Source organism: Mesorhizobium sp. M0051, from assembly GCF_040323235.1.
Lineage (GTDB): Bacteria > Pseudomonadota > Alphaproteobacteria > Rhizobiales > Rhizobiaceae > Mesorhizobium.
The window spans coordinates 37,218-61,723 of record NZ_JAMYUT010000033.1; the positions used below are offsets into that span (position 1 = coordinate 37,218).

The window sequence follows — 24,506 nt, forward strand, 5'->3', positions numbered from 1 at the left end:
ATTTCGGTGCTTCCGTTTTGTACGCTCTTCTTTCTTGGGCCGCTTCGCGGCACGGCTGCGCCGACATGGATGTGCCTAGCGGCACCTTTCCTATGTAGCGGGAAGAGAGGCGCGCGGCCCTCTCTCCCCACCCACTCAAACCGGCCTTTGCTTTGCTCCAGCACTGCGGGGCCAGATCCGGCGGCCCCCGCCGCGCTGAAATGCCTCGCTCCTGCGGCCTCACACTCGCCAGGAGGCACAAGTGCATCCCCATGCCTGACTGGCAGTGCGCTTCGCCGCAGGAAGAGTCCCGTTACTTTCCCGGCCTGGCAGGGCAGCTTGTCTCGGCGCCGCTGAATTCCGATCTGCAAAGCGGCCTCATCCCGTCACGCCCTGTGAAAAAAGGGCAGGAGGGCTACGGCTTCCATTTCAGCGTCAGCCGCTGAACGCTTGAGCCGGCTCTACGGCTATTCGGCTGGGGTTTTCCGAAGCTTTTCTAACACAAAGAGCTTGCCCTGGCGCACGGCGTACTCGATTGATTGCGCCTTCGCCAGATGTGCCGCAATCGAGCTGGCCAGCATGCAGCCCGTCCCGCGCATCGATGCGGCAAGACGCGGCGTGTCAAAGCGGACTGGTTCGTGATCGGGGCGCAACAGAATATCGATCGATCGGGGTCCCGCCGCGTGGCCGCCCTTGATCAGCAGGGCCTGCATCCCGGCCACCAGCAATTCCTGGCCTTGCCACACCGCGCCGTCTTCATCAACCGCTGGCTCTAAGCCAACAAGAAGCGCCAGCTCGATGAGATTGGGTGTGACGAGGCGGCAAAGGGGCATCAGGTCGCGTTTCATGGCGGCGATGGCGCCGGCTTCCAGCAGCGCCCGGCCTGACGTCGAGGCCAGCACCGGGTCGAGTACTGCCGGCACCTGTGGATTTTCGCGCAGCACAGCGACAACGGCTACGACGATCTCGGCCGTTGCAAGCATGCCGATCTTGATTGCCGCCACCTTGTTGGCCTGCAGCGCGGCGCGCATTTGATTGGCCACAAGATCGGGCTGCGAAGGATGGATTTTCATCACGGCTTCGTGCGTCTGCACCGTCAGCGCTGTGACAGCCAGGCAGGTGCGGACGCCAATGGAAGAGATCGTCTCGATATCGCGTGCAATTCCAGCCCCACCGCTGGAGTCAGATCCGCCGACCACGAGCACATGCGGTTCTCGCCTCAGCGCCATGGCTTTGTCTTTTCGATCCATTCTCGCGTGCGCGCTTCGGGATCGGCATTCAACGTGATGTCGGTGACCACCGCCGCGCTGTCCGCACCAGCCGCGAAAACACCGTCGAGCCGATCGGGGTTGAGGCCGCCAATGGCGACCAATGGGATCGGCGCCACCCGATGCTTCCACTCGCTGATCCGTTCGAGCCCTTGCGGCGACCATTTCATCTGCTTCAGGATGGTGGGATAGATGGGGCCGAGCGCGATATAGTCGGGCTCGGCAGAGACGGCCGTTTCCAGTTCGAGATGATCGTGCGTGGAAAGCCCGAGCTTCAATCCGGCGTACTTAATCGCCAGCAGGTCGGCCGCAGCCAAATCCTCTTGGCCGAGATGGACGAAGTCGCAGCCTTCCTCGATTGCCGTGCGCCAATAGTCGTTGACGATCAGTTGGCAACCATGGACCGCGCAGACGTCGTTCGCGCGGCGGATTTCCGACCGCAGCGTGGTCTCGTCCCTATCCTTGATGCGCAACTGAACCAGCTTGACGCCGAGCGGGACCAGCCGCTCGACCCAGTCAGCGCTGTCGACGATCAGGTAGAAGGGATCGAGCTTCATGAAAATACTGCCCTGCCGATGGTCGGTGTCGATGGCACGGCGACGTCGCGGGGTTCGAGCATTCCGGAGCTGAAAGCTTCACGACCGGCCTCGACCGCTTTGCCGAACGCGCGCGCCATGCCGACCGGATCGGCCGCCTTGGCGACCGCCGTGTTCAGGAGAGCGGCGTCAAAGCCGAGTTCCATGACGGTGGCCGCGTGCGACGGCCGCCCGAGCCCAGCATCCACGATCAGTGGAACGCCGGGGAAATGTGCGCGCATCGAGCGCAGCGCCGGAATGTTGATCGGCCCGAGGGCGGAACCGATCGGTGCACACCACGGCATCAGAACCTGGCAGCCCGCCTCCAGCAGTCGCTCGGCGACGACAAGATCGTCGGTGGTATAGGGGAATACATCAAAACCGTCCTCGCACAGGATGCGGGCGGCTTCGACCAGACCGAACACGTCCGGCTGCAGCGTGTCGTGGTTGCCGATCACTTCGAGCTTGATCCAGGTCGTACCGAAGACTTCGCGCGCCATGTTCGCGGTCGTGACCGCTTCCTTGACGGAGTGGCAGCCAGCAGTGTTGGGCAGGATTCTGACACCAAGCGAGCGGATCACCGACCAGAATTCTTCGCCAGCCCTGCCGCCTGCCATTTCACGGCGCAACGAGACGGTCACCACCGCCGTGCCCGATGCCCTGACTGCATAGGCAAGGATGGCCGGCGAAGGATATTGAGCCGTGCCAAGAAGCAGGCGCGACGGAAGCTCGGCTCCATAAAGCTCGATCATGGCCTAGCCGCCCTGCATGGGCGAGAGGATTTCAATCCGGTCGCCGTCGTTCAACTGGAATTCCGCCCGGTTGGATTTGTGCACGAGGTCGTTGTTGACGGCGGTCGCGAGCCAATCGCCCTCATAGTCAAGCGCGGCAAGCAGCGCCTCCAGCGTTGTGGCGGCAACCTCATGCGCTTCGCCGTTGACCATCAGTTTCATGAGCAAGCTCCTTGGTTCTGTCTTGACTGAAAACCAGGTCGGCAGCCTGGCGCGCCATGGCGGGAGCCAGGAGAAAACCGTGACGATAGAGCCCGTTGATCGCGATGATTTCCCCCTTGGTTTCGACGCGCGGCAAATTGTCGGGAAAGGCTGGGCGGACGCCGACACCGGTTTCAACGATCTCCGCCTCGCCAAAGGCCGGGTGGAGGGCATAGGCGGTACCCAGCAGTTCCATCATCGAACGCGCCGTAACCGGTCCGACGGACCGGCTTTCAATCATCGTCGCACCAATCATGAAACGGTGGTCGGTGCGCGGCACGGCATAGAGTGGAAAGCGCGGATGCAGCAGCCTGACCGGGCGCGACAGCGAGATGTCAGGGGTGCGCAGGATCAGCATTTCGCCGCGAACGCCACGCAACCTGTCATCGGCGGCTGCCATTCCCGTGCAATCGATCTGACGATCGAAACCAAAAACATGCTGGGCGTCGGCGCCGAAGCGGAACTCGACACCCATGGCCGCGAGCTTGTCATGAAGTGCTGCCATCGCCTGGCGCGGATCAAGATGGCCCTCAGCGGGGAAGAGCAATCCGCGGCGGAAGCGGCCGGCTAGGTCGGGCTCCAGCAAGGCAATTTCACTTTCCTCGACACGCCGATAGCCCGTCGTGCGGCTGGCGAACCGGTCGAGCTCGCCCGCATCGCGCGGCGCGGCCACGACGAGTGTTCCCCGTCGTGCTACCAAGCCGGGCGTTGCGGCGTCCCACCAGTCGGCGGCGTCGCGTCCGAGATCCAGCACCGGCTGCTCGGCGCTTTCACGCTCGCACCATGGCGCCAACATGCCACCGGCGAACCACGACGCATTGCCCCCAAGGGCAGGCCTTGTCTCGGCAACGGTAACCGCGACGCCGCGTGCGGCGAACTCGAAGGCGGCGGTGAGGCCGGCAACGCCCGCCCCTTTGACCAAGACCTTCATGATGGCTCACGTGGCTGAGGTATGAGCGGTGCGCCGGTCTCGTCCGCCGGCAGGTAGAGATCACCGCCCTCGCGGTATTTCGCCGCCATCGCCGCCATGCCCTCTTTCTGTGCCTCGGCGCGGATGTCGTGAGAGATGCGCATGGAGCAGAATTTCGGTCCGCACATCGAGCAGAAATGCGCCACCTTGTGCGCCTCCTTGGGCAAGGTCTGGTCGTGGAAGGACCGCGCGGTTTCCGGGTCGAGCGACAGGTTGAACTGGTCCTCCCAGCGGAACTCGAAGCGCGCGCGGGAAAGCGCATCATCCCTGACTTTCGCTGCCGGATGGCCCTTCGCCAGGTCGGCGGCGTGGGCGGCTATCTTGTAGGTGATCACGCCGATCTTGACGTCGTTGCGATCGGGAAGGCCGAGATGCTCCTTGGGCGTGACGTAGCAGAGCATGGCGGTGCCGAACCAGCCGATCATCGCGGCGCCGATGCCTGAGGTGATGTGGTCGTAGCCCGGCGCGATGTCGGTCGTCAGCGGTCCAAGCGTATAGAACGGCGCCTCGCCGCAGACAGCGAGCTGCTTGTCCATGTTCGCCTTGATCTTGTGCATCGGCACGTGGCCGGGGCCCTCGATCATCACCTGGCAATCCTTCGCCCAGGCGATCTTCGTCAGCTCGCCAAGCGTTTCCAGCTCGGCGAATTGCGCCGCGTCGTTGGCATCGGCGATGGAGCCTGGACGAAGGCCGTCGCCGAGCGAGAAGGAGACGTCGTAGGCTCTGGCGATGTCGCAGATCTCCGCGAAGTGCTCGTAGAGGAAGCTTTCCCGGTGATGGTGCAGGCACCATTTGGCCATGATCGAGCCGCCGCGCGAGACGATACCCGTCACCCGGTCGACGGTCAGCGGGATGTAATGCAGCCGCACGCCGGCGTGGATGGTGAAATAGTCGACGCCTTGCTCGGCCTGTTCGATCAGCGTGTCGCGGTAGACCTCCCAGGTCAGATCCTCGGCAATGCCGCCGACCTTTTCGAGCGCCTGGTAGAGCGGCACCGTGCCGATCGGCACCGGCGCGTTGCGCACGATCCAGTCGCGGATGTTGTGGATGTTGCGGCCGGTCGACAGGTCCATCACCGTATCGGCGCCCCAGCGGATCGCCCACACCATCTTTTCGACCTCTTCCGCCATCGACGATGTGACGGCGGAGTTACCGATATTGGCGTTGATCTTGACCAGGAAATTGCGGCCGATGATCATTGGCTCGCTCTCGGGATGGTTGATGTTGACGGGAATGATCGCCCGTCCGCGCGCCACCTCGTCACGGACGAATTCGGGCGTGACGAAATCGGGCAGCATCGCGCCGAAGGCCTCGCCGTCGCGCTCAAGCTTGCCGCGCAGGATCTCGCGACCAAGGTTCTCGCGGATGGCGACGAACTCCATTTCGGGTGTGATGATGCCGGCGCGCGCATAGGCAAGCTGCGTCACCGCCTTGCCTGCTTTGGCCCTGAGCGGTCGGTGGCGGATGGGAAATTCCGGCGTCAGGCGTTCGCCCGTCGCGAATCCATTATCTTCCGGCCGGACATGGCGGCCGTCACAGCCCTCGACATCGCCGCGCGCCAAAATCCATTCGTGTCGAAGCCGGGCCAGGCCTTTTTCGATGCTGGTTTCGACAGCCGGGTCGGTATAGGGGCCCGACGGATCGTAGACGGTAACGGGCGGCTCGCCGGCTGTCGGATGGACGGAGATTTCGCGCATCGGCACCCTGATCTGTGGGTGGAGAGCGCCCGGCTTGTGGATCTTACGCGAGGCAGGCAGCGGTCCCGTCGACACGGCGGGGGTGAGGGCATTCATCTTTAGGCTCCTTTGCTCATGCATTGGAGACCCAGTTCTGTGCCGGAAGGATGAAAAAGACGCTTCTGTGGACCTGCCGAAACAGGACCTCGGGCGTGAACTCCCGCAGAGCGCTTGCACCGTCCCTACGCCAGTATGAACTGGATCAGGTTCAACGGGTCACTGCGCCGCGAAAGCCAGCAGTATCTCAGCCCCTTGCCGGGACTCCCCTGGTGAATGCCTCAAGTTGAACGGGCCGGCGCGGCTTTGTCAAGCGCATTTGGCCCGCCCACTGTCAAATCAAACCAGGACCGCTTCGTCTTCTTGGCAGTCTGGCATCTGCCCCTGCTCTGTCCACATCCTGTTTGGGTGGAAGGCCACCACCCAGCGGAACCCTCAGAGAAGGAAAACCGTCCAGATTTGGCTAGACTGCTCGACGATAAGTCCAGAGCTGTGCCGGCGGTATGTTGCGGACGACGAAGTCATAGTGGGAAACCACGTAACGGTCTGGCATCTTGATCACCGGCGACAGAGGTCCATACGTGATCTGAATTAGAGGCCGGCCGGCAGGAATACGGCCAACCAGATCCTCAACCAGCGCGACACGCTGTTGCATTGGAAAGCTCAACAGCGGGACTGCACTTATAACACAATCGAACTGTTCACCTTTGCGCTCACCCAGAGCTTCGTCCAGCGCAAATGCGTCGCCCAATCTGAAGTCCACATTCGGGAAGCGTTGCACCAGGCCGTCGTAGAAAATCCTGGAATATTCGACTGAAACCAGCTGGTGCGGCTTGATTCCCCTAGCCAGGATCGCCTTTGTGATGACACCGGTTCCCGCGCCAAGCTCCAGAATCGGCAATCCTGACCGTGGGTTCACCACGCTTGCCATCCGGCGTGCCGCATAAACCGAAGTGGGAATAAGGGCTCCCACGCCCTTCTTGTCCTTCTGCCAGCCTTTGAAGAATTGGACTTCTTCCTCAAACCTTTTGCCGAGCCGCTCCTTCAGTCGCAAAATCATATCTTCTCCCTGCGTCAGCCGCTTACCCAACGTCATGAATTTGGCAAAGCGCGTTTTGGCCAATCTCGCCACCCTTTACAAGCCCGTTAAGACTGCTTGCCTGTCACGACGCGGTCAGCATGAATTGCCCCTCAACGCACTTTCATGTTTGCTGGGCCTATGTTTCGCCCTCGCCTGCTGCCCGAAAAAAAGTTCCCGAGCTATGCGTATCTGCCCGGCAAATATCCGCATCCGGTGCGCGATCCCTTGGGCCACAGTTACCGATCAGATCCGGTGACCGTCGCCGTTGGCGAAGCGCTCGGCTCAGATGTGTTTCGATGGGGAATCGACCTTTTCAATCACGGCTACTACTGGGAAGCCCATGAAGCCTGGGAGCCTCTCTGGCAGGCTTCGAAACAAAGTGCTCAGCACCGCCTGTTCTTCAAGGGGCTGATCCTGTTGGCGGCGGCCGGCGTGAAGATCCGTGAGGGAAAGCGGGTCGCTGCGGCGCGCCATGCGACAAGAGCTGCAGGGCTTTTTCGTCAGGTGGTGAGAGTGCCGGGCGGCCTGTTTGAGAAAGCACTGGGAATGACACCTGCCGCGCTCGCTGAACATGCCCAAGCGATCGTAGCTTACCCGGTTGTTCTGCGGGAGCCAAAGCCTGCCCAGCCTGAACCTGTCTTTGATTTCATACTCGCACCAGTATCCGAGAGCGTTTGATCGGCAATTCAGTGGCCCAAGCTAACTTTGTCAGCAGGAAACGGGGCCTTTGAAAACCGCTCACCACCCGCATGCGTCACAAACAATAAGAGTGCAGTAGTGTTTTATAGGCAACTCGCGGCCGCTTCGATGTCGATGGTCTTGAGGGTCGGGGGCTGACCAGTCGCGCTCGTAGCCAATCGATTGATGACAGAGATGCCGGCCAGGCTTCAATGACGGGGATGGCGAAAAGCTGAGTGCTCGGGCTTGCGGGCCGAGCTTGTCGGCCGCTCGATGGAAAGTGTCATTTGAGGTGGGGTCTCGGCCGCGTGCAGCTGAAAGACACGCTCGTCCAGTTCCTTGTCCACTTCCGTCAGACGATGATTGAGGCGAAGGTAGTCCGTCCAGGTCGGCGTGCGGAACGTTTCTGTCCAATGCATAGGCTTCTGCAGGTTCCGCTGGAGCGTCCAGTTCCGAGCACCGACGCGGCTGTGTACATGGCGCCGCTGCCGCATGAGGTCGAGGAAGGCCTCGAGATTTCTCTCGGCTATCAGATATTCGATCTTGACCACGATCGGGCCGCTCCTCGGCTTCAAGTTGAGAGAGACAGCTGGGGCATCGAATTCCTCCAAGGGATCGGGCTCGGAGTCGCGGCGCTCTCGAAGAGGAAAGAGAACGCCGGCTGCAGCGACGATCAACAGGGCTCCAGCGGAGCCCTCCAGTGCCCAGGTCAGCGAATGGTTTTCGGCCACCGTGCCCCACACCCAGCTGCCGAGCGCGATGCCGCCGTCTATCAAAGCATAGTAGATCGAGATGGTGCGCCCCACGACCCAGCGCGGGCTCGCCAGCTGCACGCTCACACCAACCCCGGACCAGGCGGTCACCCAGCCCGCGCCGCCCAAGGCGAGTGCAATTGCCGCCACGGCAATCGAAGATGTCAGTGCCAGGGAGAGAGAACACGCCGCACAGGCGACGCAGGAGAGCCTCATCAGCCGCTCCTGCGACAAGCTCCGTCTGAACAGGCTGTTGGAGAGGCCGGCGAAGACGGCACCGGTCCCGAAGCCGGCCATGAGCGCGCCATAGGCAAGCGGGCCTCCTCCCAGCTGGTCGCGGACAACCACCGGCAGCAGCGCAAGTATGGCGATGCTCGCCAAGCCAAAGAGGGTTCCGCGCGCGATCGCTGCCTTGATCTCCGATGACATCGCCGTGAAGCGCAGCCCGTCATAAATTGCCGTCCTCATCGACTCGCGTGGAAGAGGGGAAGAACGAACCTTCCACTTGCAGCGCCAAATAGTGGCCAAGGGTACGAAATAGGTGAGCGTGGTCAGGGCGAATGCCGCCATGAGGCCAAATGAGGCAACCACAATGCCGCCGAGCGCCGGGCCAACAGTCCGGACGGTGTTGAAGCCGACAGAAAGCAGGGTGACGGCAGCGGGAACATCGCGTCGATCCACGATATCGCCAACCGACGCTTGCCAGGCCGGATCATTGAGAGCACCGCCGCTTGCGATCAAGAAGCTGAAGCCGAGGATCATCCACGGACTGACAAAGCCCAGCGCCACGGACGCCGTCAGCATCGCGGACGCAATCACCATAAGGCACCGACCGGCGAACATGACCCGGCGCCGGCTGAAATTGTCGGCGAGAGCCCCGGCGAACACGGACAAGACGAAGGCGGGCAGGTTCGATGAAGCCTGCACCAGCGCAACCATCAGATCGGAAGTCGAGATCGTTGCCATCAGCCAGCTGATGGCGACAGTCTGCATCAACCAGCCGAGGCTTGAAACCTGCGTGGCGAGCCAGATCGAACGAAAGGTGGGCTGCAAAAGTGGCCCAAAGGTCGTTGGTGCAGCCAAATCTTCGTTTGATCCAGCCACCCTACTCATTTTGCGAACCTTTGCTTTCCGTTATTGCCATTTCCCATGTAATCTGGGCTGAACCGTGGCGGCTGGAAGAATAGAGAGGGACTGTTTGCCTCCGATGAGTGCGTCACAGTTTCCTAGGGATTGTGGGTCGCGGCACGCAGGCGTGGGCCGGGCCGCTCGCCTTCGAAGATTTCTGGGTCAGGCCTGATTTACTTGTCGCTTAACGCACCAGGCTTCATCAACGCCGATGCCTTTTCGCGAAACGCGACCCTATTCTTTCGTTGAAGACTCATTCATCAGCGGCGTTCGATGCGCTGGCTTAGGGAGAGTGAGGACGCTTGCAGATCTTCGACAGGATCGATTCACTGATAGGCGCAGACGATTGCCGGGCCGCGATCGAAGAGGCGCGCGCCTTGCTACTTCGATTGGAACAAAGGTCTGATGCGCTCACGCATGCGATAGACGACTTTCTGCTCGACCTGATAACGCTGGCTTTCATTGTTGAATGTTACGGACGCGGCTTTGAACTTTTGGCGCGAACGCTGGCCCGTAGAAGACTGGCAAAGGTCAGGCTTTTGTCGGAAGGGGTCGATTCCGCCAGAGAGAAATGACGCCCAAAGCTTGTTGCTAACCGGCTATCGCGCCGCGTTCCGCTACAGTGACGAAGGCAATTGACGACATTCGACGCCAAAAAAATAGACGGAAACCGGGGCCCTTTATGAGGCAGATTGGGTGTGGATTGTTCCGCGAATATGAAAACTGTGGGTCCATTCCGTGGCGTCCGGCCGACCGCTGGCCTTCATCGCGGCAGTCGCCGCCCGCTGCCTCAGATGCCGCCCATGCAGAGGTACTTCATTTCAAGATAGTCTTCGAGGCCGTGGCGGGAACCTTCCCGCCCGATGCCGGACTGTTTTATGCCACCGAAGGGCGCGGCTTCTGAGGACATTCGTCCCGTGTTGATCCCAACCATGCCGTATTCCAGGGCCTCCGCTACACGCCAGACACGCTTCAGGTTTGAAGCATAGAAATAGGCGGCAAGGCCGTAGATCGTGTCGTTGGCCTCACGCACGACCTGATCAGAATCGTCAAAGCAAATGATCGGCGCCAAGGGTCCAAAGGTCTCCTCTTGCGCCACGGTCATTTCCCTTGTGACGCCGCTGAGGACCGTCGGCTGGAAAAACGTGCCGTCGCTGCCGATGCGGCCGCCGCCACATCGGATCGCGCCACCTTTGGCCAAGGCATCGGCAATGTGAAGTTCGATCTTGGCCAGTGCGTGCCTGTCGATCAGCGGACCGATGGCGACACCTGGATCGAAGCCGTCGCCGACCGGAAGCTGGCGGACACGATCCACGAATTTGTCGACGAATTCGTCATGGACGCCCGACTGGACGTAAAGCCGGTTGGCGGAAACGCAGGTCTGGCCGGCATTGCGGAACTTGGCCTGGATCGCGCCGTCGACGGCAGCATCGACGTCCGCATCATCAAAGACGATGAAAGGCGCATTGCCACCCAACTCGAGACTGACTTTCTTGATCTGGTCCGAGCACTGGCGCATGAGCAACCGGCCGACCTCGGTCGAACCGGTGAAACTGATCTTGCGGACCTTGGGGTTAAAGCAGAGTTCGCGACCGACCGCATCACCCTCGCACGCATAGATCAGGTTGACGACGCCTTCCGGAAACCCGGCAAGGTGGGCCAGAGCAAACATTGCACCTGCCACCAGCGGCGTCTGTTCAGCCGGTTTGAGCACGATCGTGCAGCCGGCAGCGAGAGCCGGCGAGATCTTGCGCGCAACCATTGAGGCGGGGAAGTTCCAGGGCGTGATCGTTCCAACGACGCCGATCGGCTGTTTGATCACCAGCATGCGACGGTCTGTAGAGGGCGGCGAGATCGTCTCACCATAGATGCGGTTGGCCTCTTCGGCGTACCATTGCAGATATGCGGCCGCATGCGCCACCTCAGACTTCGCTTCGGCTAGCGGCTTGCCCATCTCCGCAGTGAGGATCGCGGCAAGATCGTCAGTGTGGTCGACGATCAGTTGGTGCCAACGCCAGAGGATGTCGCTGCGCTCGCGCGCGGTCAGTGCGGCCCATTCAGGTTGCGCCACATGAGCTTTGTCGATTGCGGCGCGCGTCTCCTCGACACCCATGTCGGGCAGCTCCGCCAGCACTTCGCCGGTCGAAGGATTTAGGACCTCGAAGGTCTGCTCACTTACCAGCATGCCAAGAGCCGGCACCCGGTCAATGGCTCCGAACAGCTCGCGCGATTTCAGATGGCGAAGCATTGGCTCGTACAAGGGCAACGCGAATCCTCCTCGATGCAATTGGCGTGTCACACGACTTTTTGGTTTATCCGCTGGCCTAGGATTTCGCATAGGGCCTCAGTGAGGGGCCACTAGACCCACTCGAATCCACTCAACCGAAACTGATGTCAGTTGTGCGAAACAGTCCGACCATTTCTCGAAACAAGGAGATCGAATCCATGTCGTTGCTCGCGCACTGGAGAGCAAATCGTGATCCTGCCGCGCTGTCAAATATTCCAACTGGTTTTTGCAGTCCAACCGCCCGTGAACGCGCTGGAGCACTGCGCGTCTTTTTTGCGGAAATAGAAGTGCCGAGGTCAGATTTGAAGCTGCCGCAGCGCTCAGTTCAGCAGGGCTATCCCTGATCTATGGCCTTGCTTTGATGGTGGGAGCGCTCTTTGCGGACCATGTCGTACGACTCGATATACGCCATCTCCAGAAGGTATCCTAGGAACTGCAGCCTGTGAGACCCCGCGATCTGATTCAGCTCGCTGAGCATTGCGCTGATGAAGGCAAGCGCCTTGGCCCGGTCGGATCTCAATCCCTTGTCGATCATCGTACGTCCCCACTTCCGCAGATTGCTCCTATATGGAGCGCGCTCTATTCAGTTCAGATGCTTCTGGATGCATGCTTCGATAGGCACGTCCATGCCGATGTCGAGGATTGGCGCGCTGTGCGTAAGCCACCCAATAGAAATGAGGTCGACCCCGGTTGCCGCTACGGCTGGTGCCGTTGCCGGCGTTATGCGACCCGAGGCCTCGGTGGTCGCGCGGCCGTCGACCATTGCCACCGCTCGGGTCAGTTGCTTGACGGACATATTGTCCAGCAGGATGGCGTCGACCCCGGCGCCTAGCGCGATCTCGAGCTGGTCGAGCGTGTCGACCTCGACCTCGACCTTGACCATATGGCCGACCGCGGCGCGCGCCCGCTCAATGGCCGTGCGGATGTCGCCGGCAATGGCGATGTGATTGTCCTTAATGAGCACGGCATCATCCAGCCCGAAGCGGTGGTTGGCGCCGCCGCCGGCGCGCACGGCGTATTTTTCCAGCGCGCGTAGGCCGGGCGTCGTCTTTCGCGTGCAGACGATCCGTGCTTTCTGACCGCGCACCGCCTCGACGATCTCGGCCGTTGCCGTCGCAATGCCGCTGAGATGGCAGAGAAAATTGAGCGCTGTACGCTCGGCCGCAAGCATTCCACGCGCCGGTCCACTCACCCTTGCAATGGTCTCACCCGCCGCGATCCTGCTGCCGTCCAGACGTCCAAAATTTATGTCGATCGACGGATCAACAAGCATGAAAGCGTAGGCTACCAGATCAAGACCGGCAACAATGCCAGACTGCCGTGCTCTGAACGCAAAGGTGGCCTTGCAGTCAAAGGGTATAATCGCATCGCTGGTAAGGTCACCGGCTTTGCCCAGATCCTCAAGTAGAGCGCTACGCACGATCGGCTCGATCACGATCCCGGGAAGGGGTGGAGGTGACGTCATCAGGCACTCCGTTCCGCGGGCCGCAGACTAAGTTCGGCCGCAACCGTCATTGCTGAGGCGAGGGTCAAGCGCGAAGACCGGGCCTGCGCCCTGCGTGTGGGGAAGTCCGACCTGCAATGCGAGCCGCGGCTTTCCTCGCGTCGAAGCGCTGCAATGGCGATCATCAGCGCGATCAAGGCGGGATCGGAAGCGCCAGTGTTGCGAACCGCGATCGGCAGCAGCGTTTCCACGGTGTCGGATAGTGCTTGCCCGTCCCGTATAACACCGAGCCCATTAGAGACCGCGTGGCGAACGGAGGAGGGGTCGGGCCGCGGGGGTGCCGTTGCGACAAGCCTTGGCCACTGCCAGCCTGCAGGAGCGGCAGCTACGCTTTGCGCGACCCACAACGAGGTCGTCACGGCCTCGGTCAGCGAGTTGCTGGCAAGCCGGTTCGCCCCGTGCAGACCGGTGCAGGCAACCTCACCGCAAGCCCACAAGCCCGACACCGTGCTGCGGCCCGCGGCATCCACGGCCACGCCGCCCATGTGATAAATTGCCGCTGGGCGAACCGGGATGGGCTCGACTGCCGGATGGATTCCGGCGTCCCGGCAATGCCGGGTCACAGCTGGGAAGCGCTTGGCGAACTTCTGGCCGAGGGACTGCCGGGCATCAAGGTAAACACGATGTCCGGTGCCAAGCTGCTGCCATACGGCCCGTGCCACGACGTCGCGCGATGCCAGCTCGCCGCCAGGCGTATCGCATAGAAAGCGGTGCCCGCACTCGTCGATCAGGACTGCGCCTTCGCCGCGGACCGCTTCGCTCACCAACGGCATAGGCCGATGCGAAACGTCGAGCGCCGTCGGGTGGAACTGGATGAATTCCAGATCGGCGAGTTCCGCACCGGCGCATGCGGCGAGCGCCAGGCCGTGCCCGAATGAGCCGGCCGGATTGGTCGTGTCTCTGAACAGGGCGCCGATACCGCCGCTCGCAAGAACCACGCGGCGCGTCGGAAATATAATCGCCTGTCCACCTTTTGCCGCCACAACGCCGCTGACCGCACCATTTTCCACAATGAGCCGGCGGGCTTCCATGCCTTCCAGAATTGTGATCGAAGGCGTTCGCCTCACAGCGATGATGAGCGCGCGTACAAGCTCGCGGCCCGTAGAGTCACCCCCGGCATGGACGATCCGGCGACGGGAATGCGCTGCCTCGAGCCCGAGCCGCAGTGTCCCGTCCCACGAGCAGTCGAAGGCGACGCCCAAGTCCATCAAATTCTCGATGGCTCGATCTGCCGCATTCAAAACGCGTCTGACCACACTTTCGTCGCAGAGGCCATCACCTGCAGCAAGCGTATCTGCAAGATGGAGGTCTGGACTGTCGTCAGCGCCGAGGCTTGCCGCCAGCCCGCCTTGCGCGAGTGTGCTGGAGGTTTCGGTCCCGAGCCGCGTCGGGGACAGAAGGTAAACGGGATGCGGCGCCAGATGAAGCGCGGTCATCAGCCCGGCAACGCCAGCGCCGATGATCACGGGCGCTCCCCTGATGTCGCCGACCTCTGGCGTCATACGGCAAGCATCCGCTCGACCGCACGCCGAGCACCATCAACCACTCGAGCATCGATGGTCACGATGTGGCGGGTTTCCTGCAGCGCCGTGCGAATGTTGGCGAGCGTGATACGCTTCATATGCGGACAGAGATTGCAAGGGCGCACGAATTCGACGTCGGGGTGCTCGATGGCGACGTTGTCGCTCATTGAGCATTCGGTCATCAACACGACGCGCGCAGGCTTGTGCCGTCCGACGAAATCCGACATCGCCGCGGTCGAGCCGGCGAAATCGGCAACCGCGACAACTTCCGGCGGGCATTCAGGATGGGCAAGCACGGTAACGCCAGCGTAGGCATCCCGCAGCTCGCGAATGTCGGCTGGCTTGAAGCGCTCATGCACTTCGCAATGACCGTTCCAGGCGATGATCTCGACCGAAGTCTGTGCCGCGATGTTCCTGGCCAGGTATTCGTCGGGCAGCATGATCACCCGCTCAACGCCAAGCGACTCCACCCAGCCAACGCGTTGCCGGAGGTGCAGCAGATGTCCGACTCGGCCTTCACGGCAGCGGACGTGTTGACGTAGGTCACGACCGGCACGCCAGGGTAGCGTTGCCGCATCAGCCGCACGTCGTCCGCCGTGATCGAGTCCGCCAACGAGCAGCCGGCGCCAAGATCCGGAATGAGCACCGCCTTGTCCGGATTGAGGAGCTTCGCCGTCTCAGCCATGAAATGCACGCCGGCGAGCACGATGATGTCCGCATCGACGGTCATTGCCTTGCGGGCCAGCGCCAGGCTGTCGCCGACGATGTCGGCGACGCAGTGGAAAATCTCGGGTGTTTGATAGTTGTGGGCCAGGATGACGGCGTTGCGCTCGTGCTTGAGCTCGAGAATAGCCTCGACGTCATCGCTGAAAGCCGCCCATTCCACTGGGGGGATGATGCGCTGGACGCGCTGATACAGGGACGCGGCCGAAGGTATCGTCCCGCTCACCGGCGCCTCCCGTTTATAATCCATTCGACTATAAGGGGTATATATCTAGGTTGACTATAAGAGTGTGTCAACCCCGGGCCAGAGGCAATTTTGTCCCCGCCACGGCAGTTTCGTCCAGCACGGCATGGCGGAACTGATAGAGCTTGGCCGGGCGGCCGCCCGTATCCAGGGACGTCTCGCCAGTCTCCTCGACCAGTTCTTGCTGCTCTATGAGCCGGCGAAAGTTGGGCTTGTTGATCAGCCGGCCTGCCAGGGCTTCCACGGTCCGTTGCAGCTGCAGCAGCGTAAACACCGGCGGCATCAGCTCGAAGACGACTGGCCGGTATTTGATCTTCGAGCGCAGGCGCGCAAGGCCCGTGGCCAGGATGCGGCGATGGTCGGCAACCATCGTTGTCCCGGCTGTTGAGTCGGATGCGATCGACCGTTCGTCGCGGGTGGCCTCTGCCACCAGACCCGCCTCGTAAAGCAGCTCATAGCGCTGGAGCGCCAACTCTTCATTCCAGGGTCGGTCCTCGAACGCGAAAGCAATGGCAGCCCGCCGCCGTCGTTCACGGGCAATCGCAGCCTCCTCAACTGCAGCCGCCCAGGCAAGCAGACGCGGCTTCAGAACATCCGCAATCAGTTTCGGTGTTCCGAGGCGGTGGTCCTCCCACGGAAAATAATCGTACCAGCTCCGCCAGGCGCAGGCCGATGCGCCGGTGGCATGTTCCTTCCGGGTCAAAGCGAGATAGCTGATGGAAATGACGCGCTGCTGGCGCCCGTCGGCGCGGTCGCGATCAGCGAACGTATAGAGCTGCTCAATATAGCCGAGGGGATGACCAGTCTGCTGCTCGACCCACGCCCTAAGACCTGACTGCAGCGATCGATGCTCCAGCGCGAACGGCCCCGAGGGCAGGCAATCCCCCTGCCCGATGGTGAGGACCGCTGGTTCACCGTCATTGACGGACACGACAACGGCAATCAGCTCCGCTTCGACTTCTTTGGCCTTGGCGGCGGCCCTACCGTTGCGTGTTGCTTTTGGGCGATCGTCCATGGTTGCCTGGGTTGGGCAGAGTTTTCCCTGCGAATCCTAATCGATTTAACCAGCGTGTAACAGGCCATTTCGCCTGTCAACTCGGCTGCTCTATGAAAGGCTTAGACCTTCGGTCTACACCCGGCATGTTTCAGAAGCGACGTTCGCGGCACCTGACCCTGGGGCAGCACAAGTAAGCCGCGCTCGGCGGTCCGAGAGGCTCTGCCATTGTGGAGTGACCGGGGCCTCAAGTAACCCTGCACGGGGGCGGGAATCCTCGAAGATAGCGGGCGCCGGCTACGTGGCTCGACCCCACGTATTATTGGCAGAGATAGAGCTGCTATTCACCGCAAAAGACCGGGCAAAGCTTTGTCATTCGCGGTGCTGCCTTTCAATGACACGGCAGAACTCGGCGAAAATGCGACGCGGGGGATTGACTTCCCCTTATAGTCACTCGGATTATAATCGAACGCTCATAAAAGCCACGCTTCCGTCAGCGCCCAGGAGAAAAGTGAGCGGGGGCGGCGGTCGCTGATCTGCGCTTCGAGCGTTTTCCGCGGTGTAATCACACCATTGAGTTCGTGCTCGGATCAGCGATTGAGCCTGTGCACAATCCAAGCATTAACGTGCGCGAAGCGTGTTTGTCCGCCGTTATGTACAGTTTGTCCGAGTAGAAATGTGCAGTTGTCCAACTGTTAGTCCATAAAAGTGACATAAAAGCAACTTCTGATTAAATATCGTCCGAGGAAATGCATTTATACGTTGCCTAATTGGGATAAAGCGCTCTTTCCATTCTTAATGATCAAAAGCGGCTCCAGCGCTGGTCCAGCCACGTTGCTGCCAATGGGTTCAAACCCGATCGCTTTGAGGTCGCAAGTTCGCTCACCATCCGAAATCAACGCAGGACATAGCTGTTCGCCGAAACTTGAAGGGAGAGAGGGGTGTATCAGGGAAGCCACGCACGGTCGGATTGAGTGAAAATTGGACGCCGATCGAGGGTCAGTTTTGGAAGCCGTTTGACACCCGAGGTTCGCAGGCGTCTGGCGCGCTATCGATGATTTTGGTGAAGGCGCCTTTAGTTGACGCCTTTCGATACTCAGGTCGCGGCCATCGACATAAGATGGATTGATTGGGGCACGGGCGAAGCTAACTCAAGATTTTCACTCTTGGTCGAATTTCAACATCCCGCTGAAACCGCCATATTTTGTGAAATTGCGATTGACATATTTCAGTAGGTCAGCCATTTTCAGCGGATGCTGAAATCGGGCGACTCATTGAAAAGCATTGAGCATCAAGCTGCGGACGCTCTGCGGGCCGTCTTAAACGATATTCCGCCCGTTTCCATCGAGAATGTAGAGGTTGAAGCCGACGCTTTCGATCGCGAAATCGATATTCTTGCGTATATCAGCGCCTTCGGGCGCACACATATTCTCGTCTGTGAGGTCAAGTCGAGCGGACAGCCGCGCCACGTTCACTCGGGCCTACTCCAGGTGCGAAGGGCGGTAAACCACATAGGAAAAGGCGCAATTCCTGTGTTCATTGCGCCCTTTCTTTCTCCAGAAGCACAGGCTCTTTGCCAGGAAGAAAATGTGGGCTTCCTCGATTTCGAGGGAAATTGCCGGCTCGCTTTCGACGGCATATTTATTGAGCGTAAGGTTCCGACCCGACCCGCAATCGAACGCCGCGAGTTGAAGTCGATCTTCAAACCGAAGTCCGCGCAGGTTCTGAGAGTGATGTTGCGCGATCCACACCATCCCTGGCGCGTCACCGAGCTTGCGGAAGCAGCCGGTGTCAGTCTCGGCCACGTCAGCAATGTCCGCGCTGCGCTTGTGGATCGGGAGTGGGCGAAAATCGGCGACGATGGCATGTCGCTTTTTCGGCCGGCAGCGGTTCTGGACGCTTGGCGGAACTCTTATGAGCCGCCAGCGGGTGATCGCCAAACCTTCTACACTACCTTGCACGGCAAAGCGTTCGACCAGGTCGTTCGCGATGTGCTTGGTGCGTCGAATCGAATTGACCGAGCGATCCTCGCATCGTTCTCGGCAGCGCAATGGATTGCGCCATATGCTCGGGTAGGCAGCCAGTTCTTCTACGCAGATTGCGGAGGTCTCGACCGTCTGCGGCATGCCCTCAAGCTGTCGTCGGCGGCGAAGGGTGAAAACGTTGTGATCACGATCCTGAAGGATGAAGGGCCACTGCTTGATACAATCGAGCCGGCGCCCGGCGTCGTTTGCACAAGTCCTGTTCAAACTTACCTTGATTTGGTGATATCCGGGGAGAGGGGACAGGAAGCCGCTGACCATTTGCGGCAGGAGAAATTGCAATGGCTCCAGTAGTACCGCCCGATCCGCAATCGGCCGCCGACTACGACGACCGCACCACCGCGGCCGTGAAATCGGTTCTACTGGAAATTGGTCAGATACTCGGCAGTTTCAAAGGCAAGTTCGCCGTGATTGGCGGCGCGGTGCCTTGGCTCCTCCTAGAAAACGAAGAAATGCCGCATGTCGGAACTCTCGACGTCGATCTGGGCCTCGATACGGAGGCACTTGGAGATGGCGAATACGCCCGACTTGTCGAGGCACTTATGGGGAATGGGTATGAGCAGCGTGACGATCACCGTCTGTTCCAGCTTGTTCGGACAGTGCCTGTCGATGATGGTGGAGGTCCGATCGATGTGGTTGTCGACTTCTTGCGTCCTTTCGACGCCGTCTTCACAAAGAACAAACCACCGCTGATCGAGCATTTTGCCGTGCAGCGGGCATCGGGTGCCGAATTGGCCTTACGCTTTTACAACCTCGTTGCGATTTCGGGCGAGATGCCGGATGGAGGCGCGAACCACGTCAACATCGCCGTCGCATCGATCCCCGCCCTCCTCGCAATGAAGGGCTACGCAATCGAGAACCGCCTGAAGAGGAAGGATGCATACGACATCTATTACTGCGTTCGAAACTATCCAGGTGGCCCCGATGCACTTGCCGCGGATTGCGAGCCGGTTCTCGCTCACAAGGAAGGCAAAGAGGGCTTCGGGTTTATTGCCGGCAAGTTCGAGGCGGTTGATAGTTTTGGCCCCACTAGCGTCCGCCAGTTCGTGCAGGACACCCAAATTCTCGGGGAACGCACCGCCGAACAATGGCAGCAGGATGCATTTGGTCAGGTCGATGCGTGGCTCCGTGCACTTGGCTGGAGAGAGTAGGTGACCGCGCTGCTGCCGTTCCTCGCTAGCAATTTTTCTTTTGGGAGTGCAGCGGGGTTGAAGCGCGTAGCTGAATATCCTGAATGCTACAATGACCGTCTATTTTATCACTGAATTGGACAACAGCCTTGCCGGCCGTCTTTATGTGAAGGTCGGACGCTCGCAGGCGGTCGATCGCCGCATAGCCAACCTGCAGACTGGCAATCGGCGTAGAGTTGCGTTGATGGGAGAAATTCGGACCGGATCGATTTCCGAAGACCGCGTGGTCGAACGGCGGTTGCACCTCATATTCGACCACAAGGCAGATTCGGGAGAATGGTTTTTCCTGTCGGCAGACGACGTTATTTCTGCCCTGAAGCTCTTTTCATCGAGGGCTTACATCTCTGTCGGACAAGATGCCTTTGAGATCATTTCCTATGATAGGGACGCGGTTCCGGAATATGCTAGTCCATGGCTATGGGGCGAGCTCGACTGCTATGAATTCTGTCCCAACTGCGGGTGGGCGGGTGGCTGGACCTACAGCGAGAACCATGGTGGCGACGTGTGCCTTGAGTGCGGGGTCTCGGAACGCACGTACGATGCTGATGATCAGGTCTAGCAGGATATACGCTACGAGCATACCGACCCGGGAAGCCGATGGTGGCCTCGTCCCCACTCGAGAGCTTGACCAGGAATGGTCTTGACGTTTGGCCGGCCGGTGCAGGTCGGACTCGCCCCGCACTAGCGGAACCGCGGCCGTTTAATTGCTTTCGTCGGTGTCGGTACCAAAGTGGAGGGTTGGGCCGGTTCGGGCCGACTGACCGCGGCGCAGAAGGACCGAACAACTCAAGCTAGTATTGCGAAGAAATAGATGAAACAAATCCTTTGCGCATTGTTTCAAACCGATGCCCAACGTCTTGCGAGTAACATTTCTGGGTGGGGATCGGATGGCTGAACAGAGGGTGGGGCGGTATCGACTGATCCGTCGGATCGTAGGTGGGGACGCCAAGAGAGGAGTTCCTGATCTGTGGCAGGCCGAAGATGCTGGAGACCTATACTACGTCAAGCTCTGGAATAAACCCGTAGGAGACAGCTCCGCGATCCAGGCGCTCTGGGACCGCGAAGTTCGGGGGCTTATGCGGCTTCAGGGCTATCCTGGCGCCTCAGAGCTATTCGTCAAGCTTCGAGATCTTGACGCTGACGACAAACACTTCTTCGCTGTCCTCGACGGCGGTTCAATGGAGCAATCCGAAAACAACAACTCTAGTCCAACGCTAGTCGATCAAACATTCAATGACGCAGGGGGCCTATGGCGAGGAAATCGCGCTTCGATGTTGCATTCGCCGATCTGCATAGCGAATTCAAGGCGCGCACGAAGCGGCGTTTTCTCGAGGATATTCGAGACCAGCTCGAGGAAGATCCCGAAATGGTGGAGATCCTTCGGAAATGGCGTGCCGCGCCACGCCTCTTCGCGGTATCATTCGATCGGTGGACAAATGACAATACCTTTTCCTATGGCTATTTCGCCCTCGTACTAGTCGCCCTCGACGCCATCGCCGGGGGCGCCGGTATCTACAAGCCGGTCAACCAACTTCGGGTGCTGCGTTGGAACGGCACAACGGCGGATATTCTGACCGTGCTTCGCTACCTCATACGGCTGAATCCCCAAATCCGTGCGCGTCGGTTGCTAGTCCTTCCTTATCCCTCTCCACCTGTCGGCCGGCGGATCGATCGAGCCATTTACCGTCGATGACCGCGATGAGGCCGAAGGCGGCATTTCGTACACGGCGTCCCAGCCGGATCAAAACGTTCGATGCATCGCCGCACCGGCGCGTGCAATTGCATATTCCGATTCATAGGATCAAGCTTCTTGTGGGTGGCGCCGCCCAGACGAGCATGGCAACATTGCGAAAATCCATGCCTCAGCCCGGCGCTTGCCGTGGGATCCTTTGCCGCCCGCGAACACAGTCGCCCGGAAATGGAGCGATTGCGGCTGGCATTTGATCAGTCAGCGGCAAACGCTGCCGCGAGTTCAGAGTAGTCTAGGTAGCACTTTGGGCCGGTCCCCTCGAACGGGCTCGCGAGTTCGAACCAAATATCCGTCGTCCCATGTTCATGATTTGTGCCTCGAAAGTCGCATAATGGCAGTCCGGAACCGCACTGCCATCGCCATGCAGCCATGTCTTTCCATCAGCCGCAGCCTAACCGGTCCCTCAACGCTAGAACACCACAGCCGCTATTCTTGACAGTCGCCTTATAAGTTATAAGTTAACACAGACTTTGGGCAGGGGACGCGTCACAGCGTTTGTTCGTGTCTGCGGAGTGCGCGTCTCGTGACCCTCACTACCTAGCTTGGAAGTCTATTTGTGGGCCGTCGAATGATGAGCAGCATCGCCGGGGGGCGTCGAGGGTTAACAGTGATATTTTCGCATAGCCGAATGCCGCAGTTCCACGATAAGAATTTTTCTGTGGCTCCACCTGACAATGGGTGTCTTCGAAGCTTACGATCGCAACGCCACTGGATGCCCGGGTTTCAACATCATCAAAGACTGTGTCTTGTCAGCGCCGGACCGCCGCGGTTCGTCGAGGCCATGACGCTTCGGGCGTGCTGGAGCTTGGTTTTCAGCGCGACTTACACTGACTGAACGCGGCGCAGGCTGCGTGCTCCGACATGCCTTTATCCGACCACCGGCGGCGCCACGCCCGTGAACACGATCGACGCGCGCAGTGAGCCACCCCACCGTGGGCGGGACCACAACCGAATTGCGCGAGCCTTGCTGGAAGCGTGACAGCGCAACCTGGCTCGTTGGGCCAATCATTCATAAGGCTGAACCATGAGAGAAAAAGAGAGTGTCTATGTCGTAACCGGCGGCACGCATGGCATCGGCGCCGCCTGTGTCCGGCGCCTTGCCGAGCAGGAGAACGCGGCCGTCGTCTTCACGGGTCGCGACGAGGCTGCCGCACGAGAAATCGTATCCAGCCTCGCCAATGCACATTTCATCGCCTGTGATGTGCGCGACGAAGCCCAATGCCGAACGGTCATCAATACCGCGATGATGCTCGGTAACGGAAAGATAGCCGGATTGGTCAACAACGCCGGCATGACGGGGCGAGGGGCTTTTGAGACCGCCACCCTGAGCGATTGGGACGAGATCATGAGGGTGAATGCGCGCTCGTCGTTCGTCTTCATCAGCGCGGCGCTGCCAGGCCTGCGCGCGGCGCGCGGATCGGTGGTGATGATGTCATCGGTGGCCGGGCTGATGGGCGAGGAGGGTCTGGCCATCTACTCGGCCTCCAAGGCCGCGCTGATCGCCTTGACCTTGTCGCTGGCATTGGAGATCAGCGACGTTCGCCTCAATGCCGTCTGCCCCGGCCAGATCGCAACAAGGATGATGGCGGGCACGCTAGCCATTCCTGGCCGCAGGGCTCTGCTGGAAAGCCGCATTCCAGTGGGTCGATTGGGAACTCCCGAAGACGTCGCCGAGGCCGTGGCCTGGCTGCTGTCGCGCGCTTCATCCTTCGTCAACGGCATCGTCATGCCGGTCGACGGCGGCGAGGGCGCGGGATTGAAGACGCTCACCCTGCCTGAAATTAGCACCAGCGTATGAAAGCCTGTTGACTTATAACTTATAAGTAGTACGGTGGCGATGTGAATGAGCGACAGCGCGGACGACCCCAAGGCGCATTCGCCGAAAAGGTGACTTCCACGCATCGGCAGATATCTCTGCTCCCAAGGCAGACCGGGGAGCCGGCGAATTCGTCGGCTCCCCACCCGGGAACACACGAAACAAATGGGGAATCACATGACCAAGACTCGCGCTTTCCAATCCATGCTCGCGGCGGCTTTCGTCACCAGCGTGGCCGTCCTGCCCAACGCCGCCCAAGCCAAGGATTGGTGGCCCTTCAAGATCAACGCGGCCAAGGGCGGCGATCTGAAAAAAGTCGAGGCACTCGACTATGTGCCGCTGGAAAAGGCCGAGAAGCCCTGGAACCTGTGCGTCTTGTTTCCGCACCTCAAGGACAGCTACTGGGTCTCGGTCGACTACGGCATCGTCGAAGAAGCAAAGCGCCTGGGTGTCAAAGTGACGGTCCTGCAGGCCGGCGGCTATGACGCACTGCCAAAGCAGCTGTCGCAATATGACGATTGCGTCGCATCCGGCGCCCAGGGCATCCTCGTCGCCGCCATCTCGGAAGCCGGTCTGGCGGCCAAGCTGAAGGAGGGCGACGCCAAGGGTCTTGTCCAGATCGCCGTCGCCAATCCGATCCTGGAAACCCCGATCACCGCGCGCATCACTCCCGATACCTACCAGAAGGGTTTTCAGGAGGGTGAGTACCTCAAGAAGTATCTCGGCGACAAAAAGACGACCGCGATCGGCCTGCCGGGTCCGCAGGGATCGGGCTGGGCTGAGAGCTATATGGCGGGCTTCCGCGACAGCACCAAAACCGGCAACATCAAGCTCGCGGCCGAGCTCTATGGGGAGCCCGGCGTTCCACAGAGCCTACGCCTCGTCGAGGACGCGTTGCAGACCTATCCGGATCTCAATGTCATCTGGGGCGGGGCCGCGGCGGCGGAAGCGGCCGTCAGTGCCGTCGCCGACGCCGGCCGCGACGATGTCGTGATCATGTCGTCCTACGAGAACCAGACGATGCTGAAGCTGGTCAAGGAAGGCAAGGTGCTTGGCTTTGCCGCCGAGTATCCGGTCATGATGGGCCGCATCAGCGTCGACCTCGCGGTGCGCGCCTTGGAAAAGAAGGACTATGAGAAGGTTCTGCTGGTGGCGCCGGGTATCGTGACCAAGGATAACGTCGACAAGATCGACCCGACGCAGATTTTCGCGCCCGATGGGTGGAAGCCTGAATTTTCGGTACAATAGTCCCATCTTCGATGGGCGGCAGACCTCGG

General features: G+C 60.4%; 23 protein-coding genes, 1 pseudogene and 1 riboswitch. Of the genes and pseudogenes, 10 read left to right on the forward strand and 14 right to left on the reverse strand.

Going from position 1 to position 24,506, the window contains the following annotated elements; genetic code table 11:
* Window positions 1-251 precede the first annotated feature (251 nt).
* The gene (locus NKJ90_RS27345) at window positions 252-425 is read left to right on the forward strand and encodes a hypothetical protein (protein ID WP_023737084.1); all 174 of its coding nucleotides are present in this window, start codon (window positions 252-254) and stop codon (window positions 423-425) included.
* A 21-nt stretch (window positions 426-446) separates the two neighbouring features.
* Here the strand turns inward: NKJ90_RS27345 and NKJ90_RS27350 are convergent, their stop codons facing one another.
* The 7 genes from NKJ90_RS27350 to pmtA form a co-directional block, all read right to left on the reverse strand.
* Complete coding sequence (locus NKJ90_RS27350; RefSeq protein WP_352487254.1) at window positions 447-1,208, reverse strand: hydroxymethylpyrimidine/phosphomethylpyrimidine kinase; 762 nt, start codon at window positions 1,206-1,208, stop codon at window positions 447-449.
* Window positions 1,199-1,804: a thiamine phosphate synthase gene (locus tag NKJ90_RS27355; RefSeq protein WP_352487220.1), complete on the reverse strand. Its 606-nt coding sequence runs from the start codon at window positions 1,802-1,804 to the stop codon at window positions 1,199-1,201. Before NKJ90_RS27355 ends, NKJ90_RS27350 begins: the two co-directional genes overlap by 10 nt.
* The gene (locus NKJ90_RS27360; protein WP_352487221.1) at window positions 1,801-2,574 is read right to left on the reverse strand and encodes a thiazole synthase; all 774 of its coding nucleotides are present in this window, start codon (window positions 2,572-2,574) and stop codon (window positions 1,801-1,803) included. The genes NKJ90_RS27355 and NKJ90_RS27360 overlap by 4 nt, the downstream gene beginning before the upstream one ends.
* Window positions 2,575-2,577: 3 nt before the next feature.
* The gene (gene thiS / locus NKJ90_RS27365) at window positions 2,578-2,775 is read right to left on the reverse strand and encodes a sulfur carrier protein ThiS (RefSeq protein ID WP_023768632.1); all 198 of its coding nucleotides are present in this window, start codon (window positions 2,773-2,775) and stop codon (window positions 2,578-2,580) included.
* Window positions 2,744-3,745 (reverse strand): glycine oxidase ThiO, encoded by a 1,002-nt coding sequence (thiO, locus tag NKJ90_RS27370; RefSeq protein WP_352487222.1) that lies wholly within the window; start codon window positions 3,743-3,745, stop codon window positions 2,744-2,746. Before thiO ends, thiS begins: the two co-directional genes overlap by 32 nt.
* Window positions 3,742-5,577 carry a phosphomethylpyrimidine synthase ThiC gene (gene thiC / locus NKJ90_RS27375; protein WP_352487223.1) on the reverse strand — a complete coding sequence of 612 codons (1,836 nt, stop codon included), beginning with the start codon at window positions 5,575-5,577 and terminating at the stop codon, window positions 3,742-3,744. Before thiC ends, thiO begins: the two co-directional genes overlap by 4 nt.
* A gap of 104 nt (window positions 5,578-5,681) precedes the next feature.
* A riboswitch (TPP riboswitch) is annotated at window positions 5,682-5,798 on the reverse strand.
* Between the two features lie 182 nt (window positions 5,799-5,980).
* Window positions 5,981-6,577 carry a phospholipid N-methyltransferase PmtA gene (pmtA, locus tag NKJ90_RS27380; protein ID WP_352487255.1) on the reverse strand — a complete coding sequence of 199 codons (597 nt, stop codon included), beginning with the start codon at window positions 6,575-6,577 and terminating at the stop codon, window positions 5,981-5,983.
* 159 nt (window positions 6,578-6,736) lie between these two features.
* Here pmtA and NKJ90_RS27385 point away from each other — a divergent pair, with 159 nt between their 5' ends.
* Window positions 6,737-7,276 (forward strand): DUF309 domain-containing protein, encoded by a 540-nt coding sequence (locus tag NKJ90_RS27385; protein WP_352487224.1) that lies wholly within the window; start codon window positions 6,737-6,739, stop codon window positions 7,274-7,276.
* 209 nt (window positions 7,277-7,485) lie between these two features.
* On the opposite strand, the gene NKJ90_RS27390 is transcribed toward NKJ90_RS27385, so the two are convergent.
* Complete coding sequence (locus tag NKJ90_RS27390; RefSeq protein ID WP_352487226.1) at window positions 7,486-9,141, reverse strand: MFS transporter; 1,656 nt, start codon at window positions 9,139-9,141, stop codon at window positions 7,486-7,488.
* 317 nt (window positions 9,142-9,458) lie between these two features.
* Here NKJ90_RS27390 and NKJ90_RS27395 point away from each other — a divergent pair, with 317 nt between their 5' ends.
* Window positions 9,459-9,731, forward strand: a complete 273-nt coding sequence (locus tag NKJ90_RS27395) for a hypothetical protein (RefSeq protein WP_352487227.1) — start codon at window positions 9,459-9,461, stop codon at window positions 9,729-9,731.
* A 215-nt stretch (window positions 9,732-9,946) separates the two neighbouring features.
* On the opposite strand, the gene NKJ90_RS27400 is transcribed toward NKJ90_RS27395, so the two are convergent.
* Entirely contained in the window at window positions 9,947-11,404 is a 1,458-nt protein-coding gene (locus tag NKJ90_RS27400; protein WP_352487228.1) for an NAD-dependent succinate-semialdehyde dehydrogenase, read from the reverse strand.
* A gap of 197 nt (window positions 11,405-11,601) precedes the next feature.
* On the opposite strand from NKJ90_RS27400, the gene NKJ90_RS27405 reads away from it, so the two are divergent.
* Complete coding sequence (locus NKJ90_RS27405) at window positions 11,602-11,787, forward strand: hypothetical protein (protein ID WP_156939308.1); 186 nt, start codon at window positions 11,602-11,604, stop codon at window positions 11,785-11,787.
* Here NKJ90_RS27405 and NKJ90_RS27410 read toward each other — a convergent pair.
* The 5 genes and pseudogenes from NKJ90_RS27410 to NKJ90_RS27430 all read right to left on the reverse strand — a co-directional run bounded on the left by NKJ90_RS27410 (window position 11,778) and on the right by NKJ90_RS27430 (window position 16,452).
* Entirely contained in the window at window positions 11,778-11,978 is a 201-nt protein-coding gene (locus NKJ90_RS27410; RefSeq protein ID WP_023693535.1) for a hypothetical protein, read from the reverse strand. The genes NKJ90_RS27405 and NKJ90_RS27410 overlap by 10 nt on opposite strands.
* A gap of 48 nt (window positions 11,979-12,026) precedes the next feature.
* On the reverse strand, window positions 12,027-12,908 hold the full coding sequence (nadC, locus tag NKJ90_RS27415; RefSeq protein ID WP_352487229.1) for a carboxylating nicotinate-nucleotide diphosphorylase: 882 nt from the start codon (window positions 12,906-12,908) through the stop codon (window positions 12,027-12,029).
* On the reverse strand, window positions 12,908-14,449 hold the full coding sequence (locus NKJ90_RS27420) for an L-aspartate oxidase (protein WP_352487230.1): 1,542 nt from the start codon (window positions 14,447-14,449) through the stop codon (window positions 12,908-12,910). Before NKJ90_RS27420 ends, nadC begins: the two co-directional genes overlap by 1 nt.
* Window positions 14,446-15,419, reverse strand: a pseudogene (gene nadA / locus NKJ90_RS27425) (quinolinate synthase NadA). The gene NKJ90_RS27420 and the pseudogene nadA overlap by 4 nt, the downstream one beginning before the upstream one ends.
* 67 nt (window positions 15,420-15,486) lie before the next feature.
* Window positions 15,487-16,452, reverse strand: coding sequence for an NUDIX hydrolase (locus tag NKJ90_RS27430; protein ID WP_352487231.1), 966 nt, complete (start codon window positions 16,450-16,452; stop codon window positions 15,487-15,489).
* A gap of 1,253 nt (window positions 16,453-17,705) precedes the next feature.
* Here NKJ90_RS27430 and NKJ90_RS27435 point away from each other — a divergent pair.
* From NKJ90_RS27435 to torT, 6 genes are all read left to right on the forward strand, one after another.
* Window positions 17,706-18,767: a type IV toxin-antitoxin system AbiEi family antitoxin gene (locus NKJ90_RS27435; RefSeq protein ID WP_352487233.1), complete on the forward strand. Its 1,062-nt coding sequence runs from the start codon at window positions 17,706-17,708 to the stop codon at window positions 18,765-18,767.
* Window positions 18,755-19,624, forward strand: coding sequence for a nucleotidyl transferase AbiEii/AbiGii toxin family protein (locus NKJ90_RS27440; RefSeq protein WP_023685599.1), 870 nt, complete (start codon window positions 18,755-18,757; stop codon window positions 19,622-19,624). Before NKJ90_RS27435 ends, NKJ90_RS27440 begins: the two co-directional genes overlap by 13 nt.
* A gap of 91 nt (window positions 19,625-19,715) precedes the next feature.
* Entirely contained in the window at window positions 19,716-20,222 is a 507-nt protein-coding gene (locus tag NKJ90_RS27445; RefSeq protein ID WP_031204411.1) for a GIY-YIG nuclease family protein, read from the forward strand.
* A 690-nt stretch (window positions 20,223-20,912) separates the two neighbouring features.
* Window positions 20,913-21,356 carry a hypothetical protein gene (locus NKJ90_RS27450; protein ID WP_352487234.1) on the forward strand — a complete coding sequence of 148 codons (444 nt, stop codon included), beginning with the start codon at window positions 20,913-20,915 and terminating at the stop codon, window positions 21,354-21,356.
* 1,081 nt (window positions 21,357-22,437) lie between these two features.
* Entirely contained in the window at window positions 22,438-23,211 is a 774-nt protein-coding gene (locus tag NKJ90_RS27455) for an SDR family NAD(P)-dependent oxidoreductase (RefSeq protein ID WP_352487235.1), read from the forward strand.
* A gap of 195 nt (window positions 23,212-23,406) precedes the next feature.
* Window positions 23,407-24,477, forward strand: a complete 1,071-nt coding sequence (gene torT / locus NKJ90_RS27460; protein ID WP_352487237.1) for a TMAO reductase system periplasmic protein TorT — start codon at window positions 23,407-23,409, stop codon at window positions 24,475-24,477.
* The last annotated feature ends 29 nt before the right edge of the window (window positions 24,478-24,506 follow it).

What these genes read in the sequence shown, in the direction of transcription:
- thiO (WP_352487222.1), bottom strand. Translation starts at nt 3,745, where the DNA reads ATGAAGGTCTTGGTCAAAGGGGCGGGCGTTGCCGGCCTCACCGCCGCC.
- pmtA (WP_352487255.1), bottom strand. Translation starts at nt 6,577, where the DNA reads ATGATTTTGCGACTGAAGGAGCGGCTCGGCAAAAGGTTTGAGGAAGAA.
- NKJ90_RS27445 (WP_031204411.1), top strand. Translation starts at nt 19,716, where the DNA reads ATGACCGTCTATTTTATCACTGAATTGGACAACAGCCTTGCCGGCCGT.
- NKJ90_RS27410 (WP_023693535.1), bottom strand. Translation starts at nt 11,978, where the DNA reads ATGATCGACAAGGGATTGAGATCCGACCGGGCCAAGGCGCTTGCCTTC.
- NKJ90_RS27420 (WP_352487230.1), bottom strand. Translation starts at nt 14,449, where the DNA reads ATGACGCCAGAGGTCGGCGACATCAGGGGAGCGCCCGTGATCATCGGC.
- NKJ90_RS27350 (WP_352487254.1), bottom strand. Translation starts at nt 1,208, where the DNA reads ATGGCGCTGAGGCGAGAACCGCATGTGCTCGTGGTCGGCGGATCTGAC.
- NKJ90_RS27450 (WP_352487234.1), top strand. Translation starts at nt 20,913, where the DNA reads ATGGCGAGGAAATCGCGCTTCGATGTTGCATTCGCCGATCTGCATAGC.
- NKJ90_RS27360 (WP_352487221.1), bottom strand. Translation starts at nt 2,574, where the DNA reads ATGATCGAGCTTTATGGAGCCGAGCTTCCGTCGCGCCTGCTTCTTGGC.
- NKJ90_RS27355 (WP_352487220.1), bottom strand. Translation starts at nt 1,804, where the DNA reads ATGAAGCTCGATCCCTTCTACCTGATCGTCGACAGCGCTGACTGGGTC.
- NKJ90_RS27385 (WP_352487224.1), top strand. Translation starts at nt 6,737, where the DNA reads ATGTTTCGCCCTCGCCTGCTGCCCGAAAAAAAGTTCCCGAGCTATGCG.
- NKJ90_RS27405 (WP_156939308.1), top strand. Translation starts at nt 11,602, where the DNA reads ATGTCGTTGCTCGCGCACTGGAGAGCAAATCGTGATCCTGCCGCGCTG.
- thiS (WP_023768632.1), bottom strand. Translation starts at nt 2,775, where the DNA reads ATGAAACTGATGGTCAACGGCGAAGCGCATGAGGTTGCCGCCACAACG.
- NKJ90_RS27345 (WP_023737084.1), top strand. Translation starts at nt 252, where the DNA reads ATGCCTGACTGGCAGTGCGCTTCGCCGCAGGAAGAGTCCCGTTACTTT.
- nadC (WP_352487229.1), bottom strand. Translation starts at nt 12,908, where the DNA reads ATGACGTCACCTCCACCCCTTCCCGGGATCGTGATCGAGCCGATCGTG.
- torT (WP_352487237.1), top strand. Translation starts at nt 23,407, where the DNA reads ATGACCAAGACTCGCGCTTTCCAATCCATGCTCGCGGCGGCTTTCGTC.
- thiC (WP_352487223.1), bottom strand. Translation starts at nt 5,577, where the DNA reads ATGAATGCCCTCACCCCCGCCGTGTCGACGGGACCGCTGCCTGCCTCG.
- NKJ90_RS27430 (WP_352487231.1), bottom strand. Translation starts at nt 16,452, where the DNA reads ATGGACGATCGCCCAAAAGCAACACGCAACGGTAGGGCCGCCGCCAAG.
- NKJ90_RS27455 (WP_352487235.1), top strand. Translation starts at nt 22,438, where the DNA reads ATGAGAGAAAAAGAGAGTGTCTATGTCGTAACCGGCGGCACGCATGGC.
- NKJ90_RS27400 (WP_352487228.1), bottom strand. Translation starts at nt 11,404, where the DNA reads ATGCTTCGCCATCTGAAATCGCGCGAGCTGTTCGGAGCCATTGACCGG.
- NKJ90_RS27440 (WP_023685599.1), top strand. Translation starts at nt 18,755, where the DNA reads ATGGCTCCAGTAGTACCGCCCGATCCGCAATCGGCCGCCGACTACGAC.
- NKJ90_RS27390 (WP_352487226.1), bottom strand. Translation starts at nt 9,141, where the DNA reads ATGAGTAGGGTGGCTGGATCAAACGAAGATTTGGCTGCACCAACGACC.